Origin of the sequence: Pseudomonas oryzihabitans (assembly GCF_007665395.1) — a bacterium.
GTDB classification, from domain to species: Bacteria; Pseudomonadota; Gammaproteobacteria; order Pseudomonadales; family Pseudomonadaceae; genus Chryseomonas; species Chryseomonas psychrotolerans_C.
The window spans coordinates 667,644-686,184 of sequence record NZ_VDND01000002.1; the positions used below are offsets into that span (position 1 = coordinate 667,644).

The window sequence follows — 18,541 nt, forward strand, 5'->3', positions numbered from 1 at the left end:
CGGCCCTTATTTGTTGCCGTCGCCGACGACTTCCTCCAGCGGCGGCAGCTGCGTCTGGTTGTCCAGATGGGTGTCCTCGGGCAGCAGCTGGTGGCCGAAGCGCTCCAGCGAGCTGTCGGCGGGCTGGGCATCGCTGTCGAACACCGGCGGACTGAGGATGTAGCCGGTGAGCAACTGGCTGAGCGCGGCCAGGCTGACGATATGGGTGCGCTCGTAGCCATGGGTGGCATCGCAGCCGAAGGCCAGCAGGGCGACCCGCACGTCCTGCCCCGAGCTGATCGCCGAATGGGCGTCGCTGTAGTAGTAGCGGAACAGGTCACGCCGCACCGGGATGTCGTTGAGCTGCGCCAGCCGCAGCAGATGCCGCGACAGGTGGTAGTCGTAGGGACCCGCCGAGTCCTGCATGGCCACGCTGACCCGGTGTTCGTCGGATCGCTGGCCCGGCGCGACCGGGGCGATGTCGATGCCGACGAATTCGCTGACGTCCCAGGGCAGGGCACCGGCCGCGCCCGACCCGACCTCTTCGGTGATGGTGAACAGCGGATGGCAATCGATCGGCGGGGTCTGGCCGCTCTCCTTGAGCATCTTCAGCGCGGTCAGCAGGGCGGCGACGCCGGCCTTGTCGTCGAGATGACGGGAGCTGATATAGCCGCTCTCGGTGAATTCCGGCAGCGGATCGAAGGCGATGAAGTCGCCGATCTGCACGCCCAGCTGTTCGGTCTCATGACGGCTCTTGGTCACCGCGTCCAGCCGCAGTTCGATGTGATCCCAGCTCACCGGCATCTTGTCGATCTCGGTGTTGAAGGCATGGCCGGAGGCCAGCAGCGGCAGCACGCTGCCCCTGAGGGTACCATCATCGGTGAACAGGCTGACCCGGCTGCCCTCGGCGAAGCGGCTCGACCAGTGGCCGACCGCCGCCAGCCCCAGGCGGCCATTGTCCTTGATCTCGCGGACGATGGCGCCGATGGTGTCCAGGTGCGCGGACACCGCGCGATCCGGGCTCTCCTTGTGCCCCTTGATCGTGGCGCGGATGGTGCCACGGCGGGTCAGCTCGAAGGGGATGTCGAGTTCGTTGAGCCGTTCGGCCACGTACATGACGATGGTGTCGGTGAAACCTGTGGGGCTGGGGATCGCCAGCAGATCCAGCAGCACCTTGCGCAGGTAATCCAGATCCGGTTCGGGTAGTCGAGTCATAGCGGAACCTCCCGGGAGAGCGGGAACAGCAGGTCGATGAAGCGCTCGGCGGTGGGGTGCGGCTCGTGATTGGCCAGCCCTGGCCGCTCATTGGCTTCGATGATCACGTAGTCGGGAGCATCGGCGGCGCTGACCAGCAGGTCCATGCCGGTCACCGGGATGTCCAGCGCCCGGGCGGCCTGGATGGACGCCTCGGCGAGCGTCGGATGCAGGCTGTCGGTGACGTCCTCGAGGATGCCGCCGGTGTGCAGGTTGGCGGTCTTGCGCACCGCCAGCCGGGTACCGGTGGGCAGTACGCTGTCCCAGTCGTAGCCGGCGCTGCGGATGGCGCGTTCGGTTTCCTCATCCACCGGGATGCGCGACTCGCCACCGGTGGCGGCCTGTCGCCGGCGACTCTGGGCTTCGATCAGGTCGCGGACGCTGTGCTGGCCGTTGCCGACGATCTCCGCCGGGCGGCGGATGGCGGCGGCCACCACCTCGTGGCCGATGACCACGACGCGCAGGTCGAGACCCTGGTGGAAGCTTTCCAGCAGCACGCGGTCGTCATGACGGCGGGCGGCCGCGATGGCCGCGGCGAGGTGCTCGGCATCGCGGATATCCACGGCCACGCCCTTGCCCTGCTCGCCATTCACCGGCTTGACCACCAGGGCGCCGTGTTTTTCCAGGAAGGCGGCGTTGTCTTCGTCGCTGCCCGTCAGGCGCTGCTCCGGTACCCGCAGCCCGGCCCGGGCCAGGGTGCGGCTGGTCAATACCTTGTCGGCGCAGAGGGTCATGGTCACCGCGGAGGTGAGGTCACTCAGGGATTCGCGGCAGCGGATGCGGCGGTTGCCCTGGATCAGGGTGAAGAGGCCGGCCTCGGCATCGTCCACCTGCACCTCGATGCCACGCCTCAGGGCTTCGTCGACGATGATCCGCGCATAGGGATTGAGGTCGGCGGCGGGGCCGGGGCCGAGGAACAGGGTCTGGTTGATGCCGTTCTTGCACTTGATGGCGAAGGTCTGCAGCGGCCGGAAGCCCAGCTTGTCGTAGAGCCGCTTGGCCTGCTGGTTGTCGTGCAGTACCGACAGGTCCAGGTAGGCGAGGCCGCGACTGGCATAGTGTTCGACCAGATGACGCACCAGCGCCTCGCCGACGCCCGGGCGGCTGCATTCGGGGGAGACCGCCAGGCACCACAGCGAGGAGCCGCCGTCGGGATCCTGGAAGGCCTTGACGTGGTTGAGGCCCATCACCGAGCCGATGACGGCGCCGCTGTCGTCGTCCTCGGCCAGCCAGTAGACCGGGCCGCCCTTGTGGCGCGGGGTCAGGCGCTCGGTGTCCACCGGGAGCATGTGGCGTTGCTGGTAGAGGCGGTTGATCTCGCTCCAGTCCTGGGCGGAACAGGCGCGACGGATGCGGAAGCCGCGATAGATCCGGCGCGCGGGGCGATAGTCGCTGAACCAGAGGCGCAAGGTGTCCGAAGGGTCGAGGAATAGCTGTTGGGGAGCCTGGGCCAGCACCTGGTGGGGCGCGGCCACATAGAGGGCGATGTCGCGCTCGCCGGGCGTCTCGGCCAGCAGCTCCTTGGCCAGGCTGGCGGGATCGGGGTAGGTGTGGCCAACGAGCAGCCGACCCCAGCCGCAGTGCAGGCAGAGCGGCTGGCAGTCGGGGTGATCACCTTCCGCGAGGCGCGCCTGCAGGCGTTCGTAGGACGGCGTCTGGGCGCGCTGGAGGCGCTGGTTGTAGCTGGTCGCTTTCATGCGTCTCGCGCCCTCACAGTCCGTGCTCGCTCAGCCAAAGGTTGAGCGCCGCCAGTTGCCAGAGCTTGGAGCCGCGCAGCGGCGTGATGCGGTCGGCCGGATTGGTCAGCAGGCGGTCGATCTCGGCGGTCTCGAACAGGCCGCGATCCTGGCTGGGGTCCAGCAGCAGTTCGCGTACCCAGGTCAGGGTATTGCCTTCCAGGTGCTTGAGGCCCGGTACCGGGAAATAGCCCTTGGGCCGGTCGATCACCTCGTGGGGGATGACCTTGCGCGCTGCCGCTTTCAATACCTGCTTGCCGCCATCACCCAGCTTGAATTCGGCCGGGATGCGCGCCGAGAGTTCGGCCAGGCGATAGTCGAGGAAGGGCACCCGGGCTTCCAGGCCCCAGGCCATGGTCATGTTATCGACCCGCTTGACCGGGTCGTCCACCAGCATCACGGTGCTGTCCAGGCGCAGGGCCTTGTCGACCCCGGCGCTGGCGCCAGGCTTGGCGAAGTGCTGGCGCACGAATGCCTCGGCGGCATCTTCCTCCAGGCGCACGCCAGCCTGCACGGTGGCGGCGTACTGGGCGTAGTCACGGTCGAAGAAGGCGGCACGATAGGCGGCGAAGGGGTCGGCGGCGCCGTGCACCTGGGGATACCAGTGGTAGCCGGCGAAGAGTTCGTCGGCACCCTGGCCGCTCTGCACCACCTTGCAGTGCTTGGAGACCTCGCGCGACAGCAGGTAGAAGGCGATGCAGTCGTGGCTCACCATGGGTTCGCTCATGGCGGCGAAGGCGCGCGGCAACTGCTGGATGATCTCGTCTTCGGCGATGCGCAGCTGTTGATGACGGGTGCCGTAGTGATTGGCGATCAGGTCGGAATACTGGAATTCATCGCCCCGTTCGCCGCCGGCATCCTCGAAGCCGATGGAGAAGGTCAGCAGGTCCTTGACCCCCGAGTCGTGCAGCAGGCCGACCAGCAGGCTGGAGTCGACGCCGCCGGAGAGCAGCACCCCCACTTCCCGCGCGGCACGCTGGCGGATCGCCACGGCGTCCTTCAGCCCGTGCAGCACGCGCTCGGCCCAGTCGTCCAGGGTGAAGCGGCGTTCGTCCTCGTGGGGACCGTAGTCCAGATTCCACCAGGTTTCCTGGTGCTGCTTGCCGGAGGCGTCCACGGTCATCCAGGTCGCCGGTGGCAGTTTCTGCACGCCCTGCAGGATGGTCCGCGGCGCCGGGACCACGGCGTGGAAATTCAGGTAATGGTTGAGGGCGACCGGATCGATGCGGGTGTCGATGTCCCCGGCCTCGAGCAGCGCGGGCAGGCTGGAGGCGAATCTGAGGCGCTTGTCGGTGAACGACAGGTACAGCGGCTTGATGCCGAGGCGGTCACGGGCGATGAACAGCCGGCCGCTGTCGCGCTCCCAGATGGCGAAGGCGAACATGCCATTGAGCTTGGGCAGCATGGCCTTGCCCCAGGCATGGTAGGCCTTGAGCAGAATCTCGGTATCGCCGCCGGAATGGAAGCGATAGCCCTTGGCTTCCAGCTCGCTGCGCAGTTCCGGGTAGTTGTAGATGGCGCCATTGAACACCATGGACAACCCCAGTTCCGGCTCGATCATCGGCTGGCCCGAGGCTTCCGCCAGATCCATGATCTTCAGCCGCCGATGGCCGAGGGCGACCGGGCCCTGGCTATGGAAGCCCCAGGCGTCGGGTCCGCGCTGTTCCAGGCGGTGGGTGATGCGCTCCACCGCGCTGATGGCTGCGGGTTGTTGATCGAAACGAAGCTCGCCGGCGATGCCGCACATGGTTCTGTGCCTCTTGAATCCTTGGGATGCGGCGCGGGGAGTTCACTCCTGAACCCAGCGTGCGCATCCAATGCGTGTGGACTTCTCGAGATCCCTGAAAAGCCAATGCAGGGCGCTGTGCGTGCAGGCGGGGGCCACGGAGGACAGTTCATCTGCCAGAAGGCGCCGACCCGGCCGCACGCATCGACCGGCGACGAGTCTCATGGAGAAGACGGGGACGCCTGCCGGTCAGGGCCTCAGGTTACGAGCCCCGAGCGCGGCGGATGGTTCCATGGCGATGTCGCGGTCTGCCTCGGCCGTCACAGGCATGGCTGACGGATTGCAATGTATATGTTATAATGTATCTTTGTCGACCGTTCGCGGATGTCCCGCACGGCGGTCCCAGAGCAGGAGACACCTCATGAAACCTGGTATCCACCCCAACTACCGTCCCGTGCTGTTCCACGACACCACCTCGGACACCTACTTCTTGATTCGCTCCACTGCCGAAAGCGATCGGACCCAGGAATACGAAGGCGAGACCTACCCCTATATCAGTCTCGACGTATCCAGTGCCTCCCACCCCATCTACACCGGTGAGCAGCGTCAGATGAAGGTCGAGGGTCGTGTCTCGAGCTTCAACAAGAGATTCGCCGGTTTCCCGGGTGGCAACAGCAAGTAGCGACCGCGGGGGTCAGCGTGCGCTGCTGACCCCTTCGAGCGTCGCGAACGAGGTGTCCTTCGCCGTCAGCAGGAAGTCCTGCATGAAGGGCGCCTCGAGCATGTCTTCGCGAATCGCCGCGTACAGCGTGGCATAGAGTCCCTTCTCTCCCAGTCGGCGCGCCGTGACATAGCCGCGCGAGCTGTATTCGTGGATCGCCCAGTTGGGCAGGCAGCAGACGCCACGCCCCGATGCCACCAGCTGCAACATCATCACCGTCATCTCCGCCGTGCGAATCGACAGCGGCTCGACATCGGCTGGGTCGAGGAAACGGGTGAAGATATCCAGGCGATCGCGTTCCACCGGATAGGTGATCTGAGTCTCCTGGGCCAGGTCCTCGGGCACGATGAAGGGACGCTGTGCCAGGGGGTGCTGGTTGGCCACGGCCAGCAGCGCTTCATAGGTGAACAGCGGCACATAGGTGACCCCTGAGAGGTCCACCGGATCGGCCGTCACCACCAGGTCGAGATCGCCGCGCGCCAGCGCCGGCAGGGGGGCGAAGGAGAAGCCGGAGGCCAGGTCCAGCTCCACTTCCGGCCAGGAGTCGCGAAATTGATCGATGGTCGGCATCAGCCACTGGAAACAGCTGTGGCATTCGATGGCCATGTGCAGCCGTCCCGCCGTTCCGCCCACCAAGCGCGCCAGGTCCCGTTCCGCACTGCGGAGATGGGGCAATACCGCATCCGCGGTCTGCAACAGGCGCAGGCCGGCGCTGGTGAAGCGAATGGGTTTGGTCTTGCGGATGAACAGCGGGGTACCCAGGCGCTCTTCCAGTTCCTTGAACTGATGGGAGAGGGCGGACTGGGTCAGGTGCAGGCGTTCCGCGGCTTCCACCAGGCTGGAGGATTCGCGTAGCGCGTGCAGGGTTTTCAGGTGGCGGAGTTCGAACATGGCGGGGCACTGAGGACAAAGGCCCATCATGAAGGTATTTCATGATGCTGCCTATGCCCATGTCAGGCTGCCGACCCCACTAAGCCGTCGCCAGGGCCGCTCGCGGCAAGCCCTGGCGGCGCGTACCTCAGGCGGCGTCGCTGTCCTTGGCCGAGGGCGCACGCCCGGCCTGCGCCAGGAGCTGTTCCAGGGCGGCCCTTTCGGCCTCGCTGAACACCAGGCCCAGCTTGGTCCGGCGCCAGAGCACGTCGTCGGCGCTGGTCACCCATTCATGGCGTTGCAGGTACTCCACCTCGCGCAGGTGCAGGTCGGCACCAACTACCGGTCCCAACTCGTCCACCGAACGGGAGTCGCCCAGCAGCGTCCACACCCGGCTGCCATAGGTGGTGGCCCAGCGCTGCGCCAGGGCCGGGGTCAGGCCGCTGACCTTGTCCAGCAACTCGCGGGTGAGCGCTTGCGGCGTGGTCATCTGTTCCCCACCGGGGAGCGGCGCGGTGGCGGTCCAGCTGCCGCCGAGCTGGGGGAAGAAGGGCTGCAGTTGCGCCATCGCCGACTCGGCGAGCTTGCGATAGGTGGTCAGCTTGCCACCGAAGACCGACAGCAGCGGCGCGCCCTGCTCCTCGGCCAGCGACAGGGTGTAGTCGCGAGTAATGGCCGAGGGGTTGTCCGATTCGTCGTCGCACAGCGGGCGCACGCCGGAGAAGCTGTGCAGCACGTCGTCCCGGCTGAGCTGCTTGCGGAAGTGGGCATTGGCCACGCCCAGCACGTAGTCCATTTCCTGCTCGGTGATGGCTACCTTCGCCGGATCACCCTGGTACTCGCGATCCGTGGTGCCGACCATGGTGTACTGGCCGAGGTAGGGGATGGCGAAGACGATGCGGCGATCCTCGTTCTGCATGATGTAGGCCTGCTCGCCTTCGTACAGCTTGGGCACGATGACGTGGCTGCCCTGGATCAGGCGAATGCCGTAGGGCGACTTCTGCTGCAGGTCCTGGCGGATGAAGCTGGCGACCCAGGGGCCCGCGGCATTCACCAGCGCCTTGGCGCGGATCTGCCGACGACCCTGCGGACCCTCGACCTCGACTTCCCAGTGGCCATCGACGCGGCGTGCGCTGACGCAACGGGTCCGGGTCAGGATGTCGGCGCCCTTGTCCCGCGCCTGCATGGCGTTCAGCACCACCAGGCGGGCATCGTCCACCCAGCAATCGGAATATTCGAAACCGCGCTTGATCTCGGCCTTCAGCGGGCCGTGGGCGTCGAACCTGAGACCACGGGAGCCCGGCAGCTTCTCGCGCTTGCCCAGGTGGTCATAGAGGAAGAGGCCGGCGCGGATCATCCAGGCCGGACGCAGGTGCGGACGGTGCGGCAATACGAAGCGCATCGGCTTGACGATATGGGGGGCCTTGGCCAGCAGCACCTCGCGCTCCGCCAGGGCCTCGCGCACCAGGCGGAACTCGTGGTGTTCCAGGTAGCGCAGGCCACCATGGATCAGCTTGCTGCTGGCGGAAGAAGTGTGGCTGGCCAGGTCGTCGCGTTCACAGAGAAACACCGACAGTCCACGACCCGCCGCGTCGGCCGCGATGCCGACGCCGTTGATGCCACCGCCTATGACGGCGAGATCGTAAGTCCGGGGAGTTGCAGTAGGTGCCTGGGCCATGATGCCTCCTGTGAAACGAACATAATTATTCGGTTTCGAACATGATAGCCCAGCAAAATGACAGGTTCTAGCCAGGTCTAGGGCTTAGGACCGCTAAAACGAAAAAAAACGAATATAGACAGAGGCGAGGCGACGAATGGTCGTCGCCGTTGGGCGATCAGCGCGAGCGCGCCACTTCCACCTTGACCTGCCATTCCTGCAGGCAGCGGGCGAAGGCGGGCGAGGGCTCCCGCTCGGTGAACAGCTGGTCGATCTGCTCGAGGCTGCCCAGGCGGATCATGGCGTTGCGGCCGAACTTGCTGGAGTCGGCGGCGAGGAATACCTGGCGGGCATTGTGGATGATCGCCTGGGAGACACAGACTTCCTGGTAATCGAAGTCCAGCAGGGTGCCGTCCTCGTCGATGCCGCTGATGCCGACCACCGCATAGTCGACCTTGAATTGCTTGATGAAGTCGGCCGTCGCCTGGCCGACCACGCCGCCGTCGCTGCGCACCTTGCCGCTGGCGATGAGCACGTCGAAGTCGTCCTTGGCGCTGAGGATGTTGGCCACGTGCAGGTTGTTGGTGATGATCTTCAGGCTGCGATGCCCGAGCAGGGCATGGGCGATGGCTTCGGTGGTGGTGCCGATGTTGATGAACAGCGAGGCATGGTCGGGCACGGCGGCGGCCACGGCTTCGGCGATGAGGCGCTTTTCCTCGCGCATCTGCCCGGCCCTCATGCTGTATTCGGTGTTTTCCACGCTGGAGTCGTGGGCAGCGCCGCCGTGGTAACGACGCAGCAGGCCGGCTTCGGCGAGCTGGTTGATGTCGCGGCGGATCGTCTGCGGGGTCACGGAGAAATGCTGGGCCAGCTCTTCGATACTGACGTAGCCGCGCTCGCGGACCAGTTCGAGAATCTGCTGTTGGCGAGGCGCCAGGCTCATTACGGCTTCCTTGAGGTGATCGACTACATTCACAGAGGATGCCGCAGGTGATGGATGGTGGAAAGCGCTTGTCGCGCAAAGCAAGACCGGCGTCGAGCGACGCCGGTCGTTTCGCCGTCAGTCGAGCGCCCAGCCGCGGGTGCGCTCCACCGCCTTCTTCCAGCCCTTGTAGAGGTGGTCGCGCTTGGTGTTGTCACAGGCCGGCTCGAACACCCGCTCTATGGTGCTCTTGCTGCGTAACTCGTCCAGGCTGCTCCAGAAGCCGGTGGCCAGGCCGGCCAGGTAGGCCGCGCCCAGGGCGGTGGTCTCCTTCATTTCCGGCCGCTCCACGCGGGTGCCGAGCACGTCCGACTGGAACTGCATGAGGAAGTTGTTGGCGGTGGCGCCACCGTCCACGCGCAGCGACTTCAGGGCTTCGCCGGCGTCCTGCTGCATGGCGTCCAGCACATCACGGGTCTGGAAGGCGATGGACTCCAGGGTGGCACGGATGATGTGGTCCACCTTGACGCCGCGGGTCAGGCCGAACAGGGCGCCGCGAGCGTAGGGATCCCAGTAGGGCGCGCCCAGGCCGGTGAAGGCCGGCACCAGGTAGACGCCATTGCTGTCGGTCACCTTGGTGGCGAAGTACTCGGAGTCCAGGGAATCGTTGATCACCTTGAGTTCGTCGCGCAGCCACTGCACGGTGGACCCGCCGTTGAAGATGGCGCCTTCCAGGGCGTAGTTGACCTCGCCGCGGGGACCGCAGGCGATGGTGGTCAGCAGGCCGTGCTGGGATTGGACCGCCTTCTCGCCAGTGTTCATCAGCAGGAAGCAGCCGGTGCCATAGGTGTTCTTGGCCTGGCCGGGCTCCACGCACATCTGGCCGAACAGGGCGGCCTGTTGGTCGCCGGCGATACCGGCGATGGGGATGCCGGTGGTCTGGCCGCTGCCGAGGTGCGCCTGGCCGTAGACCTCGGAGGAGGACTTCACTTCCGGCAGCATCTCGCGGGGGATATCCAGCACCTCGAGCAGGGTAGCGTCCCACTCGCGCTTGTGGATATCGAACAGCAGGGTGCGCGAGGCGTTGGTGTAGTCGGTGACATGGGCCTTGCCCTGGGTCATCTTCCAGATCAGCCAGGTGTCCACGGTGCCGAACAGCAGCTCGCCGCGCCGGGCGCGTTCACGGCTGCCCTCGACGTGGTCGAGGATCCACTTGATCTTGGTGCCGGAGAAATAGGGGTCGATCACCAGGCCGGTGGTCTTGCGGATGTGGTCTTCCATGCCATCGCGCTTGAGCTGGTCGCAGATCGCGGTGCTCTGGCGGCTCTGCCAGACGATGGCGTTGTAGATGGGGCGACCGGTGGTCTTGTCCCAGACGATAGCGGTTTCGCGCTGGTTGGTGATGCCGATGGCGGCGATCTGCTCGTTGGTGATGCTGGCCTGGGCCAGGGCCTCGACGAAGACAGCGCTCTGGGTGGCCCAGATTTCCATCGGATCGTGTTCCACCCAGCCGGCCTGGGGATAGATCTGGGCGAATTCGCGCTGGGCGATGGTCACCACGTTGGCGTTGCGGTCGAGGACGATGGCCCGGGAGCTGGTGGTGCCCTGGTCGAGCGCGACGATGTACTGCTTGTTCTGGTCGGTCATGGTCGTATTCCTTATTGTGATTCGTGGCGATCAGGACGCTTTGGATGCCGAGGTGACCTCGGCGCGAGCCGGTTCCTCGGCCTTGGCGGGCACGTCGCAAGCACCGGACAGGCCGGGCAGGTGGCGGCAGATCAGCGCCTTGTAGCCGGCGGCGCCCAGGCAGGCACCGACGATGGGGGCGACGATGGGCACCAGGAAGTAGGGGATGTCACGCCCACCGGTGAAGGCGATCTCGCCCCAGCCGGCGAAGAAGGTCATCAGCTTCGGCCCGAAATCCCGCGCCGGGTTCATGGCGAAGCCGGTCAGCGGGCCCATGGAGCCACCGATCACGGCGATCAGCAGGCCAATCAGCAGGGGCGCCAGCGGACCGCGGGGCAGGCCGTTGCCGTCGTCGGTGAGGGCCATGATCATGGCCAGCAGGATGGCTGTGATGACGGCTTCGACCAGGAAGGCCTGGCCGATGGACAGCGAAGGGTGGGGATAGGTGGAGAACACCCCGGCCAGCTCCAGGCTCGCCTGGCTGCCACGGACGATGTGGTGGGCTTGTTCGTAATCGAAAAACAGGCTGCTGTAGAGGCCGTAGACCAGGGCCGCACCGCAGAAGGCGCCGGCCACCTGGGCGACGATGTAGGCCGGGACCTTGCGTCGCTCGAAGCCACCGAACAGCCAGAGCGCGATGGTGACGGCCGGGCTCAGGTGCGCGCCGGAGACCCCGGCGGACAGGTAGACGGCCATGCTCACGCCGACGCCCCAGATGATACTGATCTCCCAAAGGCCAAGCGTGGCGCCGCCGACCTTCGCCGCCGCCACGCAACCGGTACCGAAGAAGATGAGCAGGGCAGTGCCGAGGAACTCGGCGATACATTGACCGCGTAGGGTTGGAGCGAGAAGAGTACTCATGGGGAGCCTCGTGGTTGTTGTATTTATAGGTGGCCGGTGAGCCATTTGTTCGCAACCGAAAATCTAATTTCAAATATGAAAACTGTCAAAGCTCCTGAGCGCAAAAACAGTGACGACGTTCCACAATTCATTGCCGATGCGACGGCGCCTGCTATTTTGGTCAGAAGGGCCCAGGCGACAACCTGCCCGTTATCAGGTCTGACCTTGTAAGCGTCGTTGCCGGGACGGTGAGAGCCGGGTACCGCAAGGGCGCGAGGCTTGCTGTTTATTCTCTTCTGCCCAGGTAGCGCGCATGCCCCTAGCATTTCACCAGGTCGACGCCTTCACCGATCAGTTCTTTCGCGGCAATCCCGCCGCCGTGTACCGCTTGGAGAGCTGGCCCGCCGACGAGCTGCTGCAGCGCATCGCCACCGAACACAATCTGTCTGAAACCGCCTTCGTGGTGCGGGAGGCCGAGACCTGGCGGATCCGCTGGTTCACCCCCAGGGTAGAGGTGCCCCTCTGCGGCCATGCCACCCTGGCGGCGGCCCATGTGCTCTTCGAGGTCTATGGCGAGGCCGGGGACCGCCTGGAGTTCATCAGCCAGGCCGGTGTGTTGCGGGTGTTCCGCGAGCCGGGCGGGCTGCTGGCCCTTGATTTCCCGGCGCTGGTGCCTTCCGAACTGGGGGTGACGCCCGAGCTGGAGCGGGCGCTGCGGATGTCGCCGGTGGATGCGCTGGCGGCGGACAAGTTGCTGGTGCTGCTCGAATCGGAGCAGGCGGTGCGCGAGTGCAAGCCGGACCTGGCAGCCATCGCCCGGCTGCCCTGGCAGGGGGTGATCGTCACCGCACGCGGCCAGGACGTCGACTTCGTCTCCCGCTTCTTCGCGCCGGGCGTGGGGGTCGATGAAGATCCCGTGACCGGCTCGGCCCATTGCAGCCTGATTCCCTACTGGTCGCGGCGACTGGCCAAGCGGATGCTCACCGCCCAGCAGCTCTCGGCGCGCGGTGGCCAGCTGTGGTGTCGACTGGAGGGGGATCGCGTCAGCATCGCCGGGCGCGCCGTGACGGTGTTCAGCGGCAGCCTGTTGCTCTGAGTATGGGGTGGGCGCGGGCGCCGGAGCCGCCCGCGCGCGGGGAGATCAGGCGTGCAGGGGCGGCTTGATGAGGAATTCCAGCAGCGCCTTCTGCGCGTGCAGCCGGTTCTCGGCTTCGTCCCAGACCACGGCGCGCGGATCTTCCAGCAGCGTATGGCTGATCTCTTCACCGCGGTGGGCGGGCAGGCAGTGCATGAACAGCACGTCCGGGGCCGCGCCGTCGAGCAACTCGGCGGTGACCTGGTAGGGCTTGAACGCCGCCAGGCGCAGGCGGGTTTCTTCTTCCTGGCCCATGGAGGTCCAGACATCGGTGCTCACCAGGTGCGCCTGGGCCACCGCTTCGCGGGGATCCCGAGTCAGCTGGACCCGGTCGCCGGCGCGTTCGAGAAAGCGCGGGTTGGGTTCGTAGCCTTCCGGGCAGGCGATGCGCAGGGTGAAGTCGAGCTGTTCGGCCGCCTCGATGTAGCTGTTGCACATGTTGTTGCCATCGCCGATCCAGGCCACGGTCTTGCCCTGGATGTCACCGCGGTGCTCGAAAAAGGTCTGCATGTCGGCCAGCAGCTGGCAGGGATGCAGATCGTCCGACAGGCCATTGATCACCGGAACGCGGGAATGGGCGGCGAAGGTGGTGAGCATCTCGTGGGCATAGGTACGGATCATCACCCCATCGAGCATGCTGGACATGACCCGGGCGCTGTCCGGCACCGGCTCGCCGCGGCCGAGCTGGGTGTCGCGGGAGGAGAGGAAGATCGCCTGGCCACCGAGCTGGATCATGCCGGCCTCGAAGGAGAGGCGGGTACGGGTGGAGGCCTTCTCGAAGATCATGCCCAGCACGCGATTGCGCAGGGGCTCGTGCAGCACACCCTGGTTGCGCAGCGCCTTGAGTTCGATGCCGCGTGCGATGAGCTGCCGGAGCTCCGCGGGGGAACAATCCATGAAAGAGAGGAAGTGGCGAACCGTCATTTCGTTACCCTAGCGTCCCGTCCCGGTAACGGCCGCCCGTGGCGGGCGTGGCGAACCTGAGAGCATGCCGTTTCACACGGCGGAAAGACCAAAGGCGAAATGGTATAAGTTCATGTCGCATTTTACCACCATCGCAGGGGGCTCCCTTCATTCGGGGCAGCCGCTGCGACAGCGGGTGGGATACCGGGCAGCTCGCCGAGCCGCCCGGCTCGGTCTTACAGCAGGTCGGCGGGAACGTTGCCGCCGTTGGCGGCCAGCTTCTGCAGGACGGCCTTGTGCAGCCACATGTTCATCTGGGCGGAGTCACCCAGCTTGTCGGCCGGGCAGTTCAGTTCCTTGGCCAGCTCCTGGCGGGCGCTCAGGCTGCTGTCCAGGTCGAGCAGCTTGAGCAGATCGACGATCGAGGTCTTCCAGTTCAGCTGTTCGCCCTTCTGCGCGGCCAGGGCATCGAGCTTGGCGGCGACGTCCACCTGGCTGATGGGCGCGGCCCCGGGCGTAGTGGCGGTGCTGCCCGCGGGAGCGGCGGTCTCGGTCGCGCCGCTGGTGGGGGCGGCGGCCGGGGTATCCGCGTGGGCTTCGCCGATGCCGAGCTTGGAAAGAATCGTGTTGAACAGGCTCATGGAATTCTCCTGGGTCTTGGAACAGGCGCACCGAGCGGCGCCTACCCTTAACCTGACCACCACCGCCCCGCCAAAGTTTGCTCGGCGTGGTGCGGGATCGCAGGTACCCCGGCGAACGGCACTGTCGGAGCGTGGTCGATTGGCAGGTCGAGCCGCGCCCGTTCCGGGCTGGACGTCGCGGAAATCCCGGCGTTCCACCGGCCTTTCCGTTACAATCGTCCCACCGTATTAGCGAGGTGCATCGTGGACATCATCGATACCATCAAAGACCAGATTGCCAACAATCCCGTGCTGCTCTACATGAAGGGTTCGCCGAACGCGCCTCAGTGTGGCTTCTCGTCCCGCGCCGCCCAGGTGCTGATGGCCTGCGGCGAAAAGTTCGCCTACGTCGACATCCTGCAGAATCCTGAAATCCGCGCCAACCTGCCGAAGTACGCCAACTGGCCGACCTTCCCCCAGCTGTGGGTCGGTGGCGAGCTGGTCGGCGGCAGCGATATCCTGGCCGAGCTGTACGAGAAGGGCGAATTGCAGACCCTGATCAAGCAAGCCGTGGAAACCAAGGACGCCTAAGTCCTTGGCCCATAAAAAAAGCCCGCACGCTGCGGGCTTTTTTTATGGGCGTCTGCCGGATTAATCGTCGTCGTCGTGCATCTGCGACTGGATGTAGTTCTCGATCCCGACGCTGGCGATCAGGGTGAGCTGGGTTTCCAGCCAATCGATGTGCTCTTCCTCGGATTCGAGGATGTCCTTGAGCATGTCGCGGCTCACGTAGTCCCGCACGGTCTCGCAATAGGTGATGGCCTCACGCAGGTCGGCGACGGCGCCGATCTCCAGGCGCAGGTCGCACTGGATCATCTCCTGGGTGTTCTCGCCTATCATCAGCTTGCCCAGGTCCTGCAGGTTGGGCAGGCCTTCCAGGAACAGGATCCGCTCGATCAGGCGATCGGCATGCTTCATCTCGTCGATGGATTCCTTGTACTCGTGGTGACCGAGCTTGCGGATACCCCAGTCGTTGTACATCCGCGAGTGCAGGAAATACTGGTTGATGGCCACCAGTTCATTGCCGAGGATCTTGTTCAAATGCTGGATGACGGTGATATCGCCTTTCATGGCCGGACCTGCGAAGGGGGTGGGATTGCCGGCAGTCTGAGCGTCGAAAAGGCCTTTGTCAAAAGCTTAAGTTGTTGAAAAATCGACGAAAATCGAACGGTAATCGAAAGCTTTTCCATCCTTTCCGTAAGCGTTTGATTAGACAATAAAAAAGCCGGACCCAGGGTCCGGCTTATTTTGCAGAATTTTCGGCTAGGCGCGGGGCATGTCCAGGGCGTAGGCGAGTTGCTGGGCGCCGTGGAGTTCGCCGAGGGTTTCCTTGACCACCTGCTTGGCCAGGCAGGCGCACTTGCCGCACTGGGTGGCGCAACCGGTGCTCTCCCGCACTTCCCGATAACTGCAGCAGCCGTCATAGATGGCTTCACGGATCTGCTTGTCGGTCACGCCACGGCAAAGACACACGTACATGGATCGCCTGCTGTATGAGTGGAGGTGCCGCCAAAGCTAATGACAATGAGAATGATTGTCAAAGTTGAAAGCGGCAAAATCTCATCAAAGGCGTCTTGTACGACGAACGGTCGTCTGCTCAGTCCAGGTCGACCCAGCCGCCCATTTCCCGCCAGCGATTGACGATGCCGCAGAACAGCTCGGCGGTCTTCTCGGTGTCGTAGCGGGCCGAGTGGGCTTCGCGATTGTCGAACTCGATCCCGGCCGCCTGGCAGGCCTTGGCCAGCACTGTCTGGCCGTAGGCCAGGCCGGCGAGGGTGGCGGTGTCGAAGCTGGAGAAGGGGTGGAAGGGATTGCGCTTCAGGCCGCAGCGCAGCACCGCGGCGTTGAGGAAGCCCAGGTCGAAGCTGCTGTTGTGGCCGACCAGGATGGCTCTCTTGCAGCCGCTGGCCTTGAGTGACTTGCGCACGCCCTTGAAGATCTCGCCGAGTGCATGCTCCTCGCCCACCGCCATGCGCAGCGGGTGGTCGAGCTTGATCCCGGTGAATTCCAGCGCCGCCGGCTCGATGTTGGCACCGGCGAAGGGTTCGACGCGGAAGAAGTAGGTGTGGTCCGGATAGAGCACTCCCTCATCGTCCATGGCCACCGTGGTGGCGGCGATTTCCAGCAGGGCGTCGGTGGCGGCGTTGAAGCCACCGGTCTCGACGTCCACCACCACCGGCAGGTAGCCGCGGAAGCGCCGCGCCATGGGGATGCGCGAGTCGGACATCGGCTGGCTGGCGTCCAGTTCGTCGCTGAAGGTCTCGTCCATGCTCATGCGCCCACCTCCAGCCGCCAGCGCAGGGTTTCGCCGGCACGCAGCGGGATCACCTCGTGATCGCCGAAGGGCAGGGTGGCCGGGGCCTGCCAGTCCTCACGCACCAGGGTGACGGTCTCGGTGTTGCGCGGCAGGCCGTAGAAGTCCGCGCCGAAGTGGCTGGCGAAGCCCTCCAGGCGCGCCAGGGCGTCGCGGCTCTCGAAGGCCTCGGCATAAAGCTCCAGGGCGCCATAGGCGGTGTAGCAGCCGGCGCAGCCACAGGCGGCTTCCTTGGCATGACGGGCATGGGGCGCCGAGTCGGTGCCGAGGAAGAACTTGGGATTGCCGCTGGTGGCGGCGTCGAGCAGGGCGCTCTGGTGGGTGTTGCGCTTAAGGATGGGCAGGCAATAGAAGTGCGGCCGGATCCCGCCCACCAGCATGTGGTTACGGTTGTACAGCAGGTGATGGACGGTGATGGTGGCGCCCACGTTGGCCGGGGCCTCGCGCACGAAGGCGGCGGCGTCGCCGGTGGTGATGTGCTCGAACACCACCTTCAGCGTCGGGAAGCGCTGGACGATGCGCACCAGGTGCTCGTCGATGAATTTCTTCTCGCGGTCGAAGACGTCCACCTCGGCATGGGTGACCTCGCCGTGGATCAGCAGCGGCAGGCCGACGTCGGCCATGGCTTCCAGGGTCGGGAAGAGATTGTCCAGCGAGGTGACACCGGAATCGGAGTTGGTGGTGGCGCCGGCCGGATACAGCTTGGCGGCATGCACGAAGCCGCTGGCCTTGGCGGTGCGGACGTCTTCCGGACTGGTGCGGTCGGTGAGATAGAGCACCATCAGCGGCTCGAAGCGGCTGCCGGCGGGGCGGGCGGCGAGGATGCGCTCGCGGTAGGCGGCGGCCTGCTCGGTATTGCGCACCGGCGGGACCAGGTTCGGCATGACGATGGCGCGACCGAATTCGCGGGCGGCGTCGGCGACGGTCTGCGGCAGGGCGGCGCCGTCGCGCAGGTGAATGTGCCAGTCGTCGGGACGGGCGAGGGTGATCCGGTCGGTCATGCGGGATTCCAGGCTGCGGGAAAGTAGGGAAATGCTACCGGAAAAGGGGGTAGCCGGCACCCGTGCGGCAGGACCGCGCTCAAGTTTTCCGCGCCCTTGACCGATATGAAGCCCAGGTACCTTTCTTTCCCGGAGTCCGACGTGCGCCCGCGTTACCTCTTCCTGTCCTCTCTGCTGCTCGCCGTGCCGGCCTGGGGGATGACCTTCCAGAGCCGGCTCGAGAGCGTGGAATGGAAGGTGGAGGGCGATATCTTCGCCTGTCGGCTGCTGCAGCCCATCCCGCGCTTCGGCAGCGGCGGCTTCCTGCGCCGCGCCGGCGAGGCGACGGTCTTCGAGCTGCGCCCCACTGGTCAGTGGCTGCCCGCCGGCAGCGCCAGCCTGCGCGCGGCGGCGGCGCCCTGGCGGCCTGGCCTCGGCGACATCAACCTCGGTTCGGTCCAGGTGGTGGAGGGCGAGCAGGCCCTGGCGACCACGGCGCAGCAGGCCCAGCGCCTGCTCGCGGGGCTGATGGAAGGGCGCATGCCGCAGGTCAGCCGCCCCGGCGCCCTGAACGACAGGGTCGAGGTGCGGCTGCTGCCGGTCCGCTTCGAGCCGGCCTACCAGCAGTTCCAGGCCTGTACCCAGAAGCTGCTGGCGGTCAACTTCGAGCAGATCCGCCATTCCCAGATCAATTTCCCGGGCGGTGGCGACACCCTGGACGACGTCGGCAAGGCCAAGCTCGACCTGATCGACGAGTACCTGAACGCCGATCCGACGGTGAATCACGTCATCGTCTCCGGCTACAGCGACAACCAGGGCACCCGCCTCGACAACCGCCAGGAGTCACGGCTGCGCGCCATCGCCGTGATGGAGTACCTCAAGGCCAAGGGCTTCGCCGCCGAGCAGATCGAACTGCGCTTCTTCGGCGAGCAGTACCCGGTGGCGCCCAACACCAGCAAGGCCAACCGCGCGCTCAACCGGCGGGTGACCCTGGTGTTCTCGCGGGCACCCGCGAGCGCCGCGCCGCCCGCGGCACCGGTCACCAATACCGCCGCCAATCCGCCCACGCCGCCCGCGCCGACCCCCGCACCGCCGGCCAAACCCAAGGGCTAGTGGTCGGCTGGGGATGTCGCCCAGG

Annotated in this window: 18 protein-coding genes; 4 read left to right on the forward strand and 14 right to left on the reverse strand. The window is 65.7% G+C overall.

Annotation, left to right across the window (positions count from 1 at the left end; all coding sequences use genetic code 11):
* Nucleotides 1-6: 6 nt before the first annotated feature.
* The 3 genes from FSV73_RS07075 to FSV73_RS07085 are packed head-to-tail and all read right to left on the reverse strand — an operon-like array spanning nt 7 to nt 4,716.
* Nucleotides 7-1,194 (reverse strand): osmoprotectant NAGGN system M42 family peptidase, encoded by a 1,188-nt coding sequence (locus FSV73_RS07075; RefSeq protein WP_145005870.1) that lies wholly within the window; start codon nt 1,192-1,194, stop codon nt 7-9.
* On the reverse strand, nt 1,191-2,930 hold the full coding sequence (gene ngg / locus FSV73_RS07080) for an N-acetylglutaminylglutamine synthetase (RefSeq protein ID WP_145005873.1): 1,740 nt from the start codon (nt 2,928-2,930) through the stop codon (nt 1,191-1,193). Before ngg ends, FSV73_RS07075 begins: the two co-directional genes overlap by 4 nt.
* A gap of 13 nt (nt 2,931-2,943) precedes the next feature.
* Nucleotides 2,944-4,716 (reverse strand): N-acetylglutaminylglutamine amidotransferase, encoded by a 1,773-nt coding sequence (locus tag FSV73_RS07085; protein WP_145005876.1) that lies wholly within the window; start codon nt 4,714-4,716, stop codon nt 2,944-2,946.
* Nucleotides 4,717-5,116: 400 nt separating this feature from the next.
* Here FSV73_RS07085 and FSV73_RS07090 point away from each other — a divergent pair, with 400 nt between their 5' ends.
* Entirely contained in the window at nt 5,117-5,377 is a 261-nt protein-coding gene (locus tag FSV73_RS07090; protein ID WP_145005879.1) for a type B 50S ribosomal protein L31, read from the forward strand.
* A gap of 12 nt (nt 5,378-5,389) precedes the next feature.
* On the opposite strand, the gene metR is transcribed toward FSV73_RS07090, so the two are convergent.
* The 5 genes from metR to FSV73_RS07115 form a co-directional block, all read right to left on the reverse strand.
* Nucleotides 5,390-6,307 carry a transcriptional regulator MetR gene (metR, locus tag FSV73_RS07095; protein ID WP_145005882.1) on the reverse strand — a complete coding sequence of 306 codons (918 nt, stop codon included), beginning with the start codon at nt 6,305-6,307 and terminating at the stop codon, nt 5,390-5,392.
* Between the two features lie 127 nt (nt 6,308-6,434).
* Complete coding sequence (gene glpD, locus FSV73_RS07100; RefSeq protein WP_145005885.1) at nt 6,435-7,964, reverse strand: glycerol-3-phosphate dehydrogenase; 1,530 nt, start codon at nt 7,962-7,964, stop codon at nt 6,435-6,437.
* Nucleotides 7,965-8,121: 157 nt separating this feature from the next.
* Nucleotides 8,122-8,886, reverse strand: coding sequence for a DeoR/GlpR family DNA-binding transcription regulator (locus tag FSV73_RS07105; protein ID WP_145005887.1), 765 nt, complete (start codon nt 8,884-8,886; stop codon nt 8,122-8,124).
* Nucleotides 8,887-9,003: 117 nt separating this feature from the next.
* On the reverse strand, nt 9,004-10,512 hold the full coding sequence (glpK, locus tag FSV73_RS07110) for a glycerol kinase GlpK (RefSeq protein WP_145005890.1): 1,509 nt from the start codon (nt 10,510-10,512) through the stop codon (nt 9,004-9,006).
* Nucleotides 10,513-10,542: 30 nt separating this feature from the next.
* On the reverse strand, nt 10,543-11,412 hold the full coding sequence (locus tag FSV73_RS07115) for an MIP/aquaporin family protein (protein WP_145005893.1): 870 nt from the start codon (nt 11,410-11,412) through the stop codon (nt 10,543-10,545).
* Nucleotides 11,413-11,704: 292 nt separating this feature from the next.
* Here FSV73_RS07115 and FSV73_RS07120 point away from each other — a divergent pair, with 292 nt between their 5' ends.
* Nucleotides 11,705-12,487 carry a PhzF family phenazine biosynthesis protein gene (locus FSV73_RS07120; RefSeq protein WP_145005896.1) on the forward strand — a complete coding sequence of 261 codons (783 nt, stop codon included), beginning with the start codon at nt 11,705-11,707 and terminating at the stop codon, nt 12,485-12,487.
* Between the two features lie 45 nt (nt 12,488-12,532).
* Here FSV73_RS07120 and argF read toward each other — a convergent pair whose 3' ends face one another.
* Nucleotides 12,533-13,450, reverse strand: coding sequence for an ornithine carbamoyltransferase (argF, locus tag FSV73_RS07125; protein WP_145005898.1), 918 nt, complete (start codon nt 13,448-13,450; stop codon nt 12,533-12,535).
* A 215-nt stretch (nt 13,451-13,665) separates the two neighbouring features.
* Nucleotides 13,666-14,070: a DUF3597 domain-containing protein gene (locus tag FSV73_RS07130; protein WP_145005901.1), complete on the reverse strand. Its 405-nt coding sequence runs from the start codon at nt 14,068-14,070 to the stop codon at nt 13,666-13,668.
* A 243-nt stretch (nt 14,071-14,313) separates the two neighbouring features.
* On the opposite strand from FSV73_RS07130, the gene grxD reads away from it, so the two are divergent.
* The gene (grxD, locus tag FSV73_RS07135; RefSeq protein WP_007162748.1) at nt 14,314-14,640 is read left to right on the forward strand and encodes a Grx4 family monothiol glutaredoxin; all 327 of its coding nucleotides are present in this window, start codon (nt 14,314-14,316) and stop codon (nt 14,638-14,640) included.
* Between the two features lie 60 nt (nt 14,641-14,700).
* On the opposite strand, the gene bfr is transcribed toward grxD, so the two are convergent.
* From bfr to pyrC, 4 genes are all read right to left on the reverse strand, one after another.
* Entirely contained in the window at nt 14,701-15,180 is a 480-nt protein-coding gene (gene bfr, locus FSV73_RS07140) for a bacterioferritin (RefSeq protein WP_145005904.1), read from the reverse strand.
* Nucleotides 15,181-15,372: 192 nt separating this feature from the next.
* The gene (locus tag FSV73_RS07145) at nt 15,373-15,588 is read right to left on the reverse strand and encodes a bacterioferritin-associated ferredoxin (RefSeq protein WP_145005908.1); all 216 of its coding nucleotides are present in this window, start codon (nt 15,586-15,588) and stop codon (nt 15,373-15,375) included.
* Nucleotides 15,589-15,706: 118 nt separating this feature from the next.
* Nucleotides 15,707-16,378 carry a ribonuclease T gene (gene rnt / locus FSV73_RS07150; RefSeq protein WP_186309181.1) on the reverse strand — a complete coding sequence of 224 codons (672 nt, stop codon included), beginning with the start codon at nt 16,376-16,378 and terminating at the stop codon, nt 15,707-15,709.
* Between the two features lie 2 nt (nt 16,379-16,380).
* Entirely contained in the window at nt 16,381-17,424 is a 1,044-nt protein-coding gene (gene pyrC, locus FSV73_RS07155) for a dihydroorotase (protein WP_145005914.1), read from the reverse strand.
* Between the two features lie 141 nt (nt 17,425-17,565).
* On the opposite strand from pyrC, the gene FSV73_RS07160 reads away from it, so the two are divergent.
* Nucleotides 17,566-18,516, forward strand: coding sequence for a flagellar protein MotY (locus tag FSV73_RS07160; RefSeq protein ID WP_145005917.1), 951 nt, complete (start codon nt 17,566-17,568; stop codon nt 18,514-18,516).
* Nucleotides 18,517-18,541: the final 25 nt, after the last annotated feature.